This is a genomic window from Parabacteroides sp. AF48-14, assembly GCF_003477465.1.
GTDB lineage: Bacteria > Bacteroidota > Bacteroidia > Bacteroidales > Tannerellaceae > Parabacteroides > Parabacteroides acidifaciens.
In genome coordinates this window covers 1-14,609 of record NZ_QUDI01000046.1, presented here as the reverse complement: position 1 = coordinate 14,609, position 14,609 = coordinate 1, and the positions used below count along the sequence as shown (strand labels likewise).

Below are 14,609 nucleotides of genomic sequence, written 5' to 3'. Positions count from 1 at the left end.
AAAATTGCATAGGCATGTATTTTAAATTCCATGCCCATGCATTTTCTGTTCCATGCGCATGAAACTAAAATTCCATGCCCATCCGTTTTATTTCAGACCTCTGTTCCGCAACAACGGATCGATGCTCGGTTCTTTGCCCCGGAAGTTTCTGTACATAACCATGCCTTCGTCAATACCGCCCGGAGACAGTACATACGTACGGAATTTGGCAGCCACTTCGGGATTGAAGATATCGCCGGTTTCCTTGAATGCCTCGAAAGCATCGCAATCCAGGACTTCCGCCCAGATATAACTGTAATAACCGGCTGTGTAACCGCCTTCCATTGTATGACCGAAATATGTCGAACGGTAACGGGGAGGAATCTGGCGGATCAGCCCGCGGCTGTTCATCGCTTTGGCTTCAAACGATTCGATATCCAAATTGGCCGGTACTTCCTTCAAAATATGGTAGTCCATATCCAACAAAGAGGCAGCTAAATATTCGGTTGTCGCAAAACCTTGGCCATACTTGCCGCTTTTAATGATTTTATCGACAATTGCTTGCGGGATCACTTCGCCTGTATTATGATGCTTTGCAAACACTTTCAGCACTTCCGGTTCGAACACCCAATGCTCCATCACCTGTGAAGGAAGTTCCACAAAATCGCGGGGGACACCGGATACGCCGTTGTAATGCACATCGGCAAACAGTCCGTTCAGAGCATGTCCGAATTCATGGAATACGGTTCCGGCTTCGTCGGCACTTAATAATGCAGGCTGTCCTTCTGCCGGTTTGCTAAAGTTGAATACGGTGGTTACAATCGGAGCGACACGTTTACCGTCTTTATAAGTTTGATCCCGATAGCCGCCACACCAGGCGCCGCCACTCTTTCCGGGACGGGTAAAGAAGTCCATATAGAGAACACCCAATGAAGAGCCGTCTTTGTCCTTGCATTCAAAAACTTGTGCATCCGGATCAGGAAGCGGCATATTCTGCAACGGAGTAAAAGTGATGCCATACAGCTTATTTGCTACATAGAAAGCACCTTCACGGACATTGTTCAGTTCCAGATACGGACGAACTTCGTTCTCATCCAGATCGAACTTTGCGATCTTGGCTTTCTCGAAATAATAACGCCAGTCCCAGCCTTCAGCCTCGAAGTTGCCGCCTTCTTTCTTGATTTCGGCATTGATATCGGCCAGTTCTTCTTTTGCTTTTGCCAATGCCGGTGTCCAAATCTTGTTCAACAGGTCGTAGACGTTCTTTTCGTTCTTTGCCATGTTTTCTTCCAGGACATATGCGGCAAAGTCTTCGTAACCTAATAACTTAGCCTTTTCCAAGCGGGCGGTAACCAGTTTTTTGATTACATCCTTATTGTCGTTTGCATTGTTGTTATTGCCACGGCTGATGTAGGCATTATAGATTTTCTCACGCAAAGCGCGGTTGTCTGCATATTGCAGGAACGGCATCACGCTCGGATTATGCAGCGTGAACACCCATTTCCCCTCCATTCCTGCCTCTTTGGCTGCGGCAGCTGCTGCGGCTACCAATGTTTCGGGCAGGCCGGAAAGGTCTTCCTTCTTATCGACAACCAGTTGGAAAGCATTCGTTTCTTTCAGCGTATTCTGTCCGAAAGTAAGCTCCAACAGGGAAATCTGCTCGTTCAGCTTACGAAGCTGGGCCTGCTTGTCAGCATCCAGATTGGCGCCGCCACGTACAAACCCTTTGTATGTTTCTTCCAGCAACTTCTTCTGTTCCTTGTTCAGATCGAATTTAGCCTGGTTCTCATATACGGATTTCACACGGGCAAAGAGTTTAGGATTCAGGCTGATGTCATCCGAATGTTTGGAAAGCAACGGTGAAAGTTCCTGTTCAAGCGCCTGGATTTCATCATTCGTATTAACACTGGCTTGTCCGCTGAAAGCATAGGCGACTTTCGTCAACAACTCTCCGCTCTGATCCAGTGCAACAATCGTATTTTCAAAAGTAGCCTCGTCCGGGTTATTGACGATAGCGTCTACTTCTGCAACATGCTCTTCCATCCCTTTCAGGAAGGCAGGCTTGTAGTGTTCAACCTTGATCTGATCAAATGGAGGAACACCAAACGGCGTCGTGTACTCGGTAAAGAAAGGATTTGCAACCGCTGTATCTGCGACATCGCCTTTCTTCGTGGAGTTACATGCCCCTAAAACAACTGCCAGACCGGCAGCCATAAGTGTTTTGTTCATGTCTGTACTATTAATTTATTCTAATGGCAAAGGTAGCCAATTCTACTAAAAATTGGTCTTTTTACCGGTTTCTCTTTTTAATTGTTCAAAACGCATCATCATCTGCCGCAGGCGGCGCGGTTCTTTTGTTGCCAGATTATTCTGCTGCCCCGGGTCCTCTTTGACGTTATACAATTGATAGCAATCGCTAAAGCCAGCAAATTCAGCTTCTTCCTTGTCGCCATAATAATCCGGATAAGGCGGGATCATCACCCAATCACCCTGGCGGAAAGCATAATTATAATAACCTTCAATCACCAGTTCACGCCGTCCCTGATCACTATTGCCCAAAAAGACCGGCAACGTATTCTGGCTATCCGTCTTATCCGGATAAGCCTGTCCCGTGAGTGCTGCCAACGAGGCCAAAAGATCCATTTGGCAAACCAAAGCATCCGATACGCCCGGTTTAACCGCCGCCGGCCAGCGGAGCAGGAAAGGAATACAAGTTCCTCCGTCATACAAACTCGTCTTGCCACCGCGGTAAGGACCGGCAATCTTATGGTTTCCGACCAACTCGACCGCCTGATCCTGATAGCCGTCGTCCAGGACAGGACCGTTATCGCTTGAGAAAATAACCAACGTATTTTCCGTCAGTCCGAGCCGGTCCATCTCTTTCAGAAACTCCGTCACACACCAATCCGCTTCCAGAATCACGTCTCCACGCGGTCCCATACCGGATTTACCGGCAAACTTCTGATTCGGCACGCGGGGCACATGCGGCTGATGCAATCCGTAATACAGGAAAAACGGCTTGTCCTTATTTTCCTTCATGAAAGTCTTGGCTTTTTCAAGGAAAAGTTCTGCCATATCTTCGTCTTTCCATTGAGCCGCCTTTCCGCCTTTCTGGAAACCGATACGGGGAACGCCGTTCACAATCGCTCCGGCATGCCCTACGCTCGGATGCATACGCAACAGCTCCGGATTGTCCTTACCGGTCGGCTCGCCGGGGAAGTTTTCCCGATAGCTGACATACAAAGGATCGTCCGGCTGCAAACCGACACCTTTGCCGTTTTCAATAAAGATACAGGGAACCCGGTCATTGGTTGCCGCCTGGATAAACGAATAGTCATAACCGATTTCTTTTGCTCCCGGATAGACCGTTTTATTCCAGTCTACCGCTCCGTCGCCCAATCCCAAATGCCATTTGCCGACCGAACCGGTCACATAACCGGCCTGCTTCAGGACTTTCGGCAATGTCACCTGCTGCGTATTGATAATCAATGCTGCATTTCCCGGAAGAATCTTGGCTTCCGTGTTTGTCCAGGGATAAAGACCGGTCAACAGGGAATAGCGGCTCGGCGTGGAAGTTGCCGCCGTACAATAGCCTTGTGTAAAGCGCAGTCCTTCATTGGCGATCCGGTCCATGCCGGGAGTACTGATAGCTGTCGCGCCGTAACAACTGAGGTCTCCATATCCCAAATCGTCGGCAACAATCACGACGATATTCGGCTTCTGCGGCGAAGTCTGTGCCAGAAGCGGTAAAGAGAAAGCACCCATCAAGGGGAGTAAACAGTGTTTCATTTGCTTATTTTGTATTTGAGCGTTAGATTATAACAGTCTTAACTTAAAACATGTAATAATCCGCAAATATAATGATAGTAGTGAAATGCTGTTACACATTTTTCGCTAATATTGCACTTGTACAAATAAAATTATTGATGAAAATGAACAGAATTTGCGAACTTTTCGATATTCAATATCCGGTTATACAGGGTGGAATGGTTTGGTGCAGTGGTTGGAGGCTTGCTTCCGCAGTCAGTAATGCAGGCGGTTTAGGTCTGATCGGCGCCGGTTCCATGCACCCGGACGTCCTGCGTGACCATATCCGCAAATGCCAGGCTGCGACCGACAAGCCTTTCGGGGTAAATGTGCCTTTGATGTATCCGGAAATCGACGCATTAATGAATATATTGGTAGAGGAAAATGTAAAGATCGTTTTCACCTCTGCCGGAAATCCCAAAACATGGACCGGATTTCTGAAGGAACACAGAATGAAAGTCGCCCACGTAGTCAGCAGTTCCAAGTTTGCCGCCAAATGCGAACAGGCCGGTGTCGACGCCATAGTTGCCGAAGGCTTTGAAGCCGGCGGGCATAACGGGCGTGAAGAGACAACCACGCTATGCCTGATTCCGGCGGTACGTCGTGCGACCACTCTCCCGCTAATGGCTGCCGGAGGCATCGGAACCGGCGATGCGATGCTGGCAACTTTCGCTTTAGGGGCCGAAGGTGTACAAATCGGAACCCGTTTTGCCCTGACGAAGGAAAGCTCGGCACACGAGAACTTCAAGAACCTCTGTCTGAACCTGAATGAAGGCGACACGAAGCTCCTGTTGAAGAAACTCTCTCCCACCCGTCTGGTCAAAGGTGATTTTACGACAGCTGTCGAAGAAGCCGAGGCCCGTGGCGCTTCCGTCGAGGAAATGAAAGAGCTGTTAGGAAAAGGACGTGCTAAAAAAGGTATTTTTGAAGGGAACCTCCAAGAAGGCGAACTCGAAATCGGTCAAGTAGCATCCTTATTCCGGGAATCGCAAACTGTAGCAGAGGTCATGAAAGAGATTTTGGATGATTTTCAAGCAGGAGTGGAAAAATTGAATCATTTTTAATATTATCTTTGCAAGCAAGAATTAAGGGATTCAAACAAATAATTAACGTACTTAAATTAACGCTATGAGTATTATAGTTCTAATACTGATTGTTGAAACAGCACTTTGTATCATACTTCTGTTATCCTGGATCAGAAACAAGAAAAAGCAAGCGGCATATAAAGCCAGAGAAGCCGAAATTACGGACTTTCAGTTATTCTGCCTGAATATATTGGACAATATGCCTTTCCCTGTACTTGTCAAAGATATCAACGATGATTTCAAATATAAGTTTTGGAACAAAGAAGCTGAACTTCAATCCGGCAAAAAGCAAAGTGAAGTATTAGGGCATTCCGATATCGATATCTTTGGTGAAGAGCGTGGTTTGAGATACCGAAAAATAGACGAACAACTGGTAAAAGACAAAAAAGAATATCGCTCGGAAGAGGATTATCTTACTCCTGATGGGGTTTTACACAAAACAATTGTGAGCAAATCGGTTGTATCGTTAGGGAATGACCATTGGCTTCTCATTGCCCGTTGGGACATTACCAAGATAAAAGAATACGAACAAGAATTAATTCAGGCAAAAGAGAAACTGGAAAATGTCATCAAGACGCAGGATTTGGTGCTCAACAGCATTAATTTCGGACTTGTTTATGTAGACAAAAACTATGTTGTGCAATGGGAATCAACAGCCAGCCTGAATAATATAGCTAAAGGGCGGAGGTATATAGCGGGAAAAGTATGTTACGAAACTGTGATGGGGCGTCAGAGTCCTTGCCCGCATTGCGCATTAAGTGATACGGTTGAGAAAGGCAAACCTGTTCGCCACGAGATAACCGAAGGGGATACGACTATCGAGATCAGCGCCATACCGGTCTACTCAAACGACGGAAGCGAAATGTTGGGCGGCTTGATGAAACTCGAAGATATTTCAGATAAGAAACGGATCGAACATTTGCTCTATGAAGTAAAGAAAGCGGATGAAGCAAACCAACTGAAATCAGCTTTCTTAGCGAATATGAGCCACGAAATCCGTACGCCTTTGAATGCTATTGTCGGCTTCTCCAATCTTCTGGCCGAAACCGACGATCCCGAAGAGAAGAAAGAATTTGTTCATATCATTACATCAAATAACGAGTTATTGCTTCAGTTGATCAATGACATCATCGATATGTCCAAGATAGAAGCGGGAACACTTGATTTTAACTATTCCGACACGGATATTAACCTGTTGATGGAAGACCTCTGCCAGCAAATGCAGCTGAAAAATCAAAGGCCGGACAGTGTTAAGATCGAATTTGTACAAAAGCAGCCGGAATGTATTATCCATACGGACCAAAACCGTGTTATGCAGGTAATGATTAACTTTATGACCAATGCCATGAAATTCACAGAACAGGGCAGTATTACCTTCGGCTATGAAAAATCTGAAAAAGAGATTTACTTTTTTGTTAAAGATACTGGAATCGGAATCCCAGCCGAAAAGAAAGACAAAGTATTCGAACGCTTTGTCAAGCTGAACACTTTCGTCCAGGGAACAGGGCTTGGGCTTCCTATTTGTGCCATGATCATCGAGAAATTCGGAGGAATAATAGGTGTAGATTCCAAGGAAGGCGAAGGGTCCACTTTCTGGTTCCGGTTGCCAATCTGATTTTGAACTGATTTTTTTTGTACTTTTGCTACGTACAAACTAAAAAAGTCAATGCTTAAACGTCTATTTGTATCTGCAGGAATTCCCTTTTTTGTTCTGTCTTTATCTGTTAAAGCTCAAGAACAAGGTCATGTTATTACGACAGATAGCACAGCCCGGAAAGAGGTTATCACCGTTGACGGTGTGGAACTGAACGAAAGGCAATTAAAACGCTACTACCGTCAATTGCGTAAAGACTCCATTCGTGCACATAAAAATATATGGTGGTCCGTTCTCGGAGGACCTTCTTATACACCGGAAGCTTCATTCGGTGTTGGAGGTGCAGTCTTAGCCAGTTTCCGGATAAACAAACAAGATACTGTTTCGCAACGGTCCTTTCTGCCTGCCGGTCTGAATCTGTCGCTGAACGGAACAATTGTTGTTGCCGGTGCAGGAACATTTTTCTTCAATGAAAACCGTTTTCGCATTTACGTAAGTTATGGTTACAGGAATGAGCCTTCGCATTACTATGGCAAAGGATTTGAAAAGGCTGAAAATCTGGAACGGAGCGATTCGACGACCAAATTCCACCGAAACTATTTCCAACTGTATCCGCGTTTTGTATGGGAAGTACGGCCCCATTTCTATTTAGGCGGCCTGTTCGATCTGAATTATACACGGGCATCGGATATAAATCCGGTAATGGAAGAAGATCCTTATTTCCGGAAATTTAAAAGCAAATATTTCAATGTCGGTATCGGCGGGCTCATTCAATATGATACCCGTGATGATGTTGCAACTCCTACACGAGGGATGTTGTTAGGTACAAACGTCAAATTGTTTGGAAAATATCTTGGAGGTGCCTATAATTATGAAATCATCGAACTCGAATATCGCCAATTCAAGAACGTATTCCGTCCGCGCAGTACGCTCGCCTGGATCGCCAAAAGCCAAATCGGCATGGGAGATATTCCTTTTACGGAGTTGCCGACATTCGGTTCTCCCTTCGACCTTCGCGGCTATTATATGGGCAAATACCGGGATAAATCGATGGCTTACGGAATTGTCGAATATCGCCATATGTTCGGTTCACCGGCAAAATACAAAAGCGGTAACTTCTGGGCGAAATGCGGTTTTGTAGCCTGGGCCGGAACCGGGACGATCGGGGAAACTCCTTTTGACTGGAACAAGTGGAAATTCAATTTCGGTGCCGGACTCCGTTTCCAGATGCAGCCGGGAAAGAATTTCAGGCTGGATATCGGCAAAGAGCCCGGACAACCGGGGATGCAGGTCTATATGAATATGACGGAAGCATTCTGATCAGAACGACAGTCGCATCATAAAACGAACACCCTTCGTCTGGATACCCGGATTATCACGATAGTTCAGACGCCAGACATAATCCAGACGAAGGAACTTTAAGATGTTTTCCACACCGACACTGGCTTCCATATAAGGCGCTTTTCCCAATGTATAAGTATCGTCGGGGAAGAGATATAAGCCGTCTCCACCATTCATCGGATTATTCTTTTCAGTCAGATGTCCCCACAAGCCGCGGAAACAGAAGACTTCCCTCCACTTCAGTTTCTTTATCATCGGTATACGGTTCAGCAGGTTACCGTTCATGTAATACGTCAAATCCCAAGATGCATATTCATCGTTGATGAACTCCATCGCGTTCATATTCGTATATGACTCCGGCTGGATCGTATAAGAAAGGTTGGCATTCGGCAAGATCAACAATGGATAAGGTACTTTGTTCCAGACTTTTCCCGCTTTGGTTATAATATCGATATAACCGAAAGCCGAGAACCAGAAACGTTTCTGAATGCCGATATCCGTACGCTGGTAATCGTACGACGACCCCAACAGGTTTTTCTTCGCCATCACATGGCTGAAATTGAAGATCAGCGCATCGAAAGTAATCGGGTAACGAAGGTTACGCGTCTGATAGAACTTCTCATCCTTTGCATAACGGAATTTCAGTTCCAACTCCGTCATGTCATAACTCTTAGTAGGCGTAATGATCCCATCCGGACCAATACGGTCGAATACAGCATACTCGGTAGCATATTCACGGCGGTTACGGACAACGGCCCCATAAGCCAAACCATTATAATGCTCATGATAGTAAGTCAACTCGGCCTGCCGCAAATAAGTGGCACGCGTATCTTTCTGACGTTTCCACGCCAGGAACATATTATCTTTGCTGGCATACATATATTGCTGTCCCAACTGGTTGATGTCGTACATGTATTCCAGACGGATCGAGTTCAACGGGAACTCCTTACGATATTCCTTACGGTCGTTGAACGAATATTCGACAAGAGCGTCATATTTCAGCTTTTCATCTTTTGTCCCATACGCCATATAGCCGTCAAAGAACAAGTTTTTACTGAATGCCGTCGTCGTTGTTCCTCCCACACGGAAGCGGGCTCCTTCGATCGCATTACCACTGATCGCCGTATTCATCGGACCAAACTCGAACTTACTTTTCAACGGGTCCTTATTCGTCGGGATATAACCGGAAACGAGGATCGATACGATCTGTTCCGTTATGTAAAAGATCGGAACGGAGCGGAATTTCGCCATCAACTTCTCGACGGAATTGGGATTCTTCTTAATCCCCTCTTCCGGACGGTTGCTTATCCAGAATTCATCCGTCTGCCGATAAGCGTCTTTCAGCGTAATAACAGGCGCACTCTCCTTAAACACCTGGGCCTGTTCGACATCCGGCTCCTTAAACGACTGGTTGCTGTAAACATTCAGGCGCCGCGCATACATGCCTTTGGACTTTTCGCTTAACTTGAAATTGACATTGATATCGTCTTTCGTAATGATACGGGTACTGTCCGGCGTACGTTCGAACGTCTGTTCGATTGTCATTCCGGATACGAAGTTCAAGTTGATATCTTTGGGAACGTTAAGGATCGCTTTCTGCACAAAGAATGTGGAGTCGAGCGTGACAAACAGATGCCCGGTAAAACCGAATGTCTCCGAATTGAAGGGGACAAACCCCAGATCCACGCAGTTCCGCCCGTTCACCTCCAGCGTGTCGAGCAGATAATATTTGTAATAGTTCGGTCCGATTGTAGAAAGCGGGCTTACAAACCGTTGCAGAAACAAAGGAATATCGTTTTTAAAGATATCGACTTCCCGGAAAACCTCGTTCAGGAACTGCTGGATACCGTCGCGGGAGAATATTTCATCCACACCGGATGCTTTGCTGCCTTTGACAACCCGTTTTTCCGACTTCGGCTCTTTGCGATAATAAACCGTTTCGACCTTTTCCCTTTCCGAAACCGGCAGAATAGTCGTGCCAACATCGAGTGTATCGACAAAATCAACCAGGAAATCAAACTTGCCCGGCTTTCCGTCTTTTTTGGGTTTAGGATGGAAATCGTTCATCGCAAAGACCATCTTCTCATACTGATCGTATTGAAAATAGTCATGATTACGAGGGTCATTGCTTTCACGTGAAGCAATCACCTGTTTTACAAAGGTCACAGCCGGATTCTCCTTTTTGCTGTATTTCTCCTTTTTCGGCTTGACAACGACCTCATTCAACGCGATTCCGTTCGGCGCTAATTGTATTTTCAGATTATTGGTCCTGCCCGGAGTGACTCCCACTTCTTTTGTATCATATCCCAGATAAGAAACAACCAAGGTTCGGTTGGCATTCGGAGTAGAGAATGTGAAATTCCCGTCCCCGTCAGTTGCCGTTCCTATCGTCGTTCCTTTGAATATAAGAGATACATAAGGTAATCCTTCCCCAGTAATCGAGTCGGTCACTATTCCTTTTATTATCGTATTCTGTCCATTTGCTATCCATACCACAAATAAGGATGCCAGCAAAAAAACAATCTTTTTCCCCATCACAATTTTCTATCCTTAGATTTCTACTTTATCCCTAATTAAACGCTGCAAAAGTATAACAGTTTATTTTTACAGAGTGTTCCAAAACGTGCACATAATCTTCCAATTGAAAAAAATTCTTTCTACCTTTGCCTGTTGAAAGGGGTGCCATACTGTAAACGGGCTGAGATTATACCTGTGAACCTGATGCGGGTAATGCCGCCGTAGGAAAAAACAGACAAGGCTTTTCCCTCCTTTTTATATATAAATGAAAACAAACACAATGTTTCGCTATCCGGTAGCACTTACAATTGCCGGTTCAGACAGCGGCGGCGGTGCAGGAATACAGGCGGACCTGAAGACATTTTCAGCATTAGGCGTATTCGGAGCTTCTGTAATAACATCCATTACCGCCCAGAATACAACGGGTGTAAGGGGGATACAGGCTGTTTCGCCGGAAATAGTGGAAGGACAGATAAATGCCGTATTCGAGGATATAACGGTCGATGCCGTAAAAATCGGGATGTTGCATAACCGGGAAGCTGCCGGGATTGTAGCCTGTGCGATCGACCGTTTTTCGCTTTCAAAAGTAATTCTCGACCCTGTCATGATTTCGACAAGCGGCAGCAAGCTGATGGAAGACGAGACGATCGAAGTCATTGTAAACGAATTGTTCCCTAAGGTCATGTTAGTAACTCCGAATATAGACGAAGCTGCTTTCCTGTCAGGCATGCCGATACGGAATGAAGAAGAGATGGAAAAAGCCGCTCAAGAGCTTTTAGCCCGGGGATGCCGTGCCGTCCTGATGAAAGGCGGCCACCTGGAAGGAAGCGAAAGGGCCGATATCCTGTTCACGAAGGATGCGGCCCCTCTCCGACTGGTTGTCCCGGCTGTTCAGACACAAAACACGCATGGCACAGGATGCACACTGTCTTCCGCAATTGCCGCTTATATGGCTTTGGGTAAAGAATTGCCGGATGCCGTAAGGTTGGCAAAAGAATATGTAACAGCCGCCCTTGAGGCCGGTGCCGACGTGCAGACCGGACACGGGCATGGGCCTATGAACCATCTGTTCGCTCCCGTTCCGTTGATAAAAATAAAAGCATGAAAAAGCTGATTGTAATCACGACACCGGGCTTCTTTCCGGGAGAAAACATCATTCTCACCCGGCTTTTTGAAGAAGGAATGCAATCTCTCCACTTGCGTAAGCCGGAAGGAAAGATTGACGAACTGCGCCGGCTGCTGGATAAAATACCGGCCGTCCACTATCCGAAAATCGTGCTCCACGACTGCTTTTCGCTGGCAACAGATTACGGCTTGGGAGGCGTGCACCTGAACCGGCGCAACAGCCTGGCGCCATCCGGCTTCAAGGGGACGGTCAGCCGTTCCTGCCATTCCATCGAGGAAATCCGACACTACCAGTCGCTCGACTATCTGTTCCTGAGCCCTATCTTCCGGAGCATCTCGAAAGAAGGATACGGAAGCGGTTTTGCAATGGAAACCTTACAACAGGCCTCCGATGCCGGAATCATTAACGAAAAGGTTTTTGCCCTTGGCGGCATAGACCTTGCCACTCTCCCGTTGCTCCGCCCTTTCCGTTTCGGAGGAGCGGCCGTGTTGGGCGCGCTTTGGGGAGAGCGTCCGTCGACAGACAAACTGGATATTATTATCACACAATATAAAAAACTACAAGCATGGAATTAGACAATTATTTAGAGAGCTGCGCCGGCAGAGGCCGGTATGCTTGTTTCACCGGCCAAAACCGACTTATGTTCATCACGCATCGTACAAACAAATATACAGAGCTGGATGAGATCAAGATGGTAATCAAAGGCGGTTGCAACTGGGTTCAGCTCCGCATGAAAGACAATCTGAACCTTGAAGTCGCCAAAGAAGTTTCGCACTTCACCCTGTTCAAAGGCGGTTTAGATTGTGTCTGCTGCTTGGATGACAACCTGGAAATGGCAATCAAAGCCGGTATCCATTGCGTCCATTTAGGGAAAAACGATATGCCGGTATCAGAAGCCTGGCGGATCATCATCGAAAAAGGCTTGGACGACCTTTTCCTTGTCGGCGCAACGGCAAACACCTTCGAGGATATTTTGAAGGCGGACCGGGAAGGCGCTTCTTACATCGGCCTGGGGCCGTACCGTTTTACCGAGACGAAAAAGAACCTGAGCCCCGTGTTAGGATTGGAAGGATATCAAAAAATCATGGAACAATATAGGGAAGCCGGTCTCGAAATTCCTATCTTTGCCATCGGTGGCATTCAGTTTGAAGATATTGCCCCCTTGATGGAAACAGGGATAGAAGGCATCGCCGTCTCCGGAGCGATCATCAATGCCGATGATCCGGTGGAAGAAACACGCCGTTTCATCAGGGAGATCAACAAACACAAGCCGGACCCTTGCAGGGACGATTCAGAAATATAAAAAAACATACAATACAATGGCAAGTAAAAACAGAATACGCATTACCTATCCTTCATCGGAAAAGATCTATGTTCCCGGCAGCATCCACAAGATAAATGTGGGCATGCGCAAGATCAAGATACTGGATACCGTCACGCGTGGTGAAGACGGAGAACTGATCCACAAAAAGAACAATCCCGTAATCGTTTATGACACCAGCGGTCCGTTCTCGGACGCTAAAATCACAGTCAATACGCAGAACGGCATTCCCCGCATCCGCGAATCCTGGTATGCAGGGCGCAAGGATCTGGTACAATTGGAAGAATTGACCTCCGACTACGGCCGCCAGCGTTTGGCAGACCCGTCGCTGGACGCCATCCGTTTCCCGAAACACCATCTGCCTTACCGGGCGAAGCCGGGCAAGAACATCACCCAGATGTATTATGCAAAAAAGCGTGTGATCACACCCGAAATGGAATACGTGGCAATCCGCGAGAACCAACAAATCGAAGCCCTCGGCCTGAAATCCTATATCACACCGGAATTTGTGCGCAAGGAGATTGCCGCCGGACGCGCCATCATCCCGGCAAACATCAACCACCCGGAAGCCGAACCGATGATCATCGGCCGGAAGTTCCTGGTCAAGATCAACACGAACATCGGAAATTCCGCCCTTTCGTCCGGCATCAACGAAGAGATCGAAAAGGCCGTATGGAGTTGCAAATGGGGAGGCGACACGCTGATGGACCTTTCCACCGGCAACAACATCCACGAGACGCGCGAATGGATCATCCGCAATTGCCCTGTGCCGATGGGAACAGTCCCTATCTACCAGGCTTTGGAGAAAGTGGACGGAAAGATCGAAGACCTGAGTTGGGAGATTTACCGCGACACGCTGATCGAACAGGCCGAACAAGGCGTCGACTACTTCACCATCCACGCCGGCCTGCTGAAGAAACACGTCGAACTGACGCAGACGCGCCTGACCGGTATCGTTTCACGCGGAGGCTCGATCATGGCTAAATGGATGCAGATTCATAATGAAGAGAACTTCCTTTATACCCATTTCGCCGAAATCTGCGAAATCCTGAAGATGTATGACATTGCCGTCTCGATCGGCGACGGTCTCCGTCCGGGTTCCATCTATGATGCCAATGATGCCGCCCAGTTTGCCGAACTGCATACGATGGGCGAGTTGACACAGATCGCCTGGGACCAGTTCGTACAGGTCATCATCGAGGGCCCGGGCCACGTCCCCATGAACAAGATACAGGAGAACATGAAAGAACAGCAATATGCCTGCCACAACGCTCCGTTCTACACATTAGGCCCGTTGACAACCGATATCGCACCGGGTTACGACCATATCACATCCGCAATCGGAGCCGCCCAGATCGCCTGGCACGGGACGGCAATGATCTGCTACGTCACCCCGAAAGAACATCTCGGGCTGCCGGACAAGGAAGACGTCCGCACAGGTGTTGTCGCCTATAAGATTGCCGCCCATGCCGCCGACCTGGCCAAAGGGCATCCCGGCGCACAAGTGCGCGACAATGCCTTGAGCAAAGCCCGCTTTGAGTTCCGTTGGAAAGACCAGTTCAACCTGTCGCTCGATCCGGAACGCGCCCTGCAATACTACAAGGACAGCGCCGTGACGGATGGCGAATACTGTACGATGTGCGGCCCGAACTTCTGTGCCATGCGCCTAAGTAAGGACTTGCATAAAGAAGATTGCGGGAAGTAGATAGCCCGCCTTTGGATACGGTAAATGATGATTTAACGGGGTGTTTGCTCGTATTTACCGGACGCAGACGGGCGCAGATAACGCAGAGGAACGCAGACTTATTTTCTTTTAAAACAATAAATGATCTGCGTTCG

At 47.4% G+C, this 14,609-nt stretch carries 10 protein-coding genes and 1 riboswitch; of the genes, 7 read left to right on the top strand and 3 right to left on the bottom strand.

Features of this window, described 5'->3' with window-relative positions:
* Positions 1 to 87: 87 nt before the first annotated feature.
* Both DW083_RS18130 and DW083_RS18125 read right to left on the bottom strand, forming a co-directional pair.
* The gene (locus tag DW083_RS18130) at positions 88 to 2,208 is read right to left on the bottom strand and encodes a M3 family metallopeptidase (RefSeq protein WP_122333369.1); all 2,121 of its coding nucleotides are present in this window, start codon (positions 2,206 to 2,208) and stop codon (positions 88 to 90) included.
* Positions 2,209 to 2,253: 45 nt separating this feature from the next.
* Positions 2,254 to 3,744, bottom strand: coding sequence for an arylsulfatase (locus tag DW083_RS18125; RefSeq protein WP_370039378.1), 1,491 nt, complete (start codon positions 3,742 to 3,744; stop codon positions 2,254 to 2,256).
* A 167-nt stretch (positions 3,745 to 3,911) separates the two neighbouring features.
* Here DW083_RS18125 and DW083_RS18120 point away from each other — a divergent pair, with 167 nt between their 5' ends.
* The 3 genes from DW083_RS18120 to DW083_RS18110 all read left to right on the top strand — a co-directional run bounded on the left by DW083_RS18120 (position 3,912) and on the right by DW083_RS18110 (position 7,785).
* Positions 3,912 to 4,850: a nitronate monooxygenase family protein gene (locus DW083_RS18120; RefSeq protein WP_122333383.1), complete on the top strand. Its 939-nt coding sequence runs from the start codon at positions 3,912 to 3,914 to the stop codon at positions 4,848 to 4,850.
* A gap of 64 nt (positions 4,851 to 4,914) precedes the next feature.
* Complete coding sequence (locus DW083_RS18115; RefSeq protein WP_233552276.1) at positions 4,915 to 6,486, top strand: ATP-binding protein; 1,572 nt, start codon at positions 4,915 to 4,917, stop codon at positions 6,484 to 6,486.
* A 51-nt stretch (positions 6,487 to 6,537) separates the two neighbouring features.
* Positions 6,538 to 7,785, top strand: a complete 1,248-nt coding sequence (locus DW083_RS18110; RefSeq protein WP_122333367.1) for a BamA/TamA family outer membrane protein — start codon at positions 6,538 to 6,540, stop codon at positions 7,783 to 7,785.
* Here the strand turns inward: DW083_RS18110 and DW083_RS18105 are convergent, their stop codons facing one another.
* Positions 7,786 to 10,341, bottom strand: a complete 2,556-nt coding sequence (locus DW083_RS18105; RefSeq protein WP_122333366.1) for a DUF5686 and carboxypeptidase-like regulatory domain-containing protein — start codon at positions 10,339 to 10,341, stop codon at positions 7,786 to 7,788.
* Positions 10,342 to 10,471: 130 nt separating this feature from the next.
* Positions 10,472 to 10,568, top strand: a riboswitch (TPP riboswitch).
* 20 nt (positions 10,569 to 10,588) lie between these two features.
* Between DW083_RS18105 and thiD the strand changes: the two genes are divergently transcribed.
* Genes thiD through thiC form a run of 4 tightly spaced genes read left to right on the top strand, consistent with a single transcriptional unit; the run spans position 10,589 to position 14,475 of the window.
* Entirely contained in the window at positions 10,589 to 11,428 is an 840-nt protein-coding gene (thiD, locus tag DW083_RS18100; RefSeq protein ID WP_122333365.1) for a bifunctional hydroxymethylpyrimidine kinase/phosphomethylpyrimidine kinase, read from the top strand.
* A complete protein-coding gene (locus DW083_RS18095; protein WP_122333364.1) occupies positions 11,425 to 12,024 on the top strand; it encodes a thiamine phosphate synthase in 600 nt (199 codons plus the stop codon). Before thiD ends, DW083_RS18095 begins: the two co-directional genes overlap by 4 nt.
* A complete protein-coding gene (locus tag DW083_RS18090) occupies positions 12,015 to 12,752 on the top strand; it encodes a thiamine phosphate synthase (RefSeq protein WP_122333363.1) in 738 nt (245 codons plus the stop codon). The genes DW083_RS18095 and DW083_RS18090 overlap by 10 nt, the downstream gene beginning before the upstream one ends.
* A gap of 16 nt (positions 12,753 to 12,768) precedes the next feature.
* Positions 12,769 to 14,475 (top strand): phosphomethylpyrimidine synthase ThiC, encoded by a 1,707-nt coding sequence (gene thiC / locus DW083_RS18085; RefSeq protein ID WP_122333362.1) that lies wholly within the window; start codon positions 12,769 to 12,771, stop codon positions 14,473 to 14,475.
* Positions 14,476 to 14,609: the final 134 nt, after the last annotated feature.

What these genes read in the sequence shown, in the direction of transcription:
- DW083_RS18110 (WP_122333367.1), top strand. Translation starts at nt 6,538, where the DNA reads ATGCTTAAACGTCTATTTGTATCTGCAGGAATTCCCTTTTTTGTTCTG.
- thiC (WP_122333362.1), top strand. Translation starts at nt 12,769, where the DNA reads ATGGCAAGTAAAAACAGAATACGCATTACCTATCCTTCATCGGAAAAG.
- DW083_RS18105 (WP_122333366.1), bottom strand. Translation starts at nt 10,341, where the DNA reads ATGGGGAAAAAGATTGTTTTTTTGCTGGCATCCTTATTTGTGGTATGG.
- DW083_RS18090 (WP_122333363.1), top strand. Translation starts at nt 12,015, where the DNA reads ATGGAATTAGACAATTATTTAGAGAGCTGCGCCGGCAGAGGCCGGTAT.
- DW083_RS18125 (WP_370039378.1), bottom strand. Translation starts at nt 3,744, where the DNA reads ATGGGTGCTTTCTCTTTACCGCTTCTGGCACAGACTTCGCCGCAGAAG.
- DW083_RS18120 (WP_122333383.1), top strand. Translation starts at nt 3,912, where the DNA reads ATGAACAGAATTTGCGAACTTTTCGATATTCAATATCCGGTTATACAG.
- DW083_RS18130 (WP_122333369.1), bottom strand. Translation starts at nt 2,208, where the DNA reads ATGAACAAAACACTTATGGCTGCCGGTCTGGCAGTTGTTTTAGGGGCA.
- thiD (WP_122333365.1), top strand. Translation starts at nt 10,589, where the DNA reads ATGAAAACAAACACAATGTTTCGCTATCCGGTAGCACTTACAATTGCC.
- DW083_RS18115 (WP_233552276.1), top strand. Translation starts at nt 4,915, where the DNA reads ATGAGTATTATAGTTCTAATACTGATTGTTGAAACAGCACTTTGTATC.
- DW083_RS18095 (WP_122333364.1), top strand. Translation starts at nt 11,425, where the DNA reads ATGAAAAAGCTGATTGTAATCACGACACCGGGCTTCTTTCCGGGAGAA.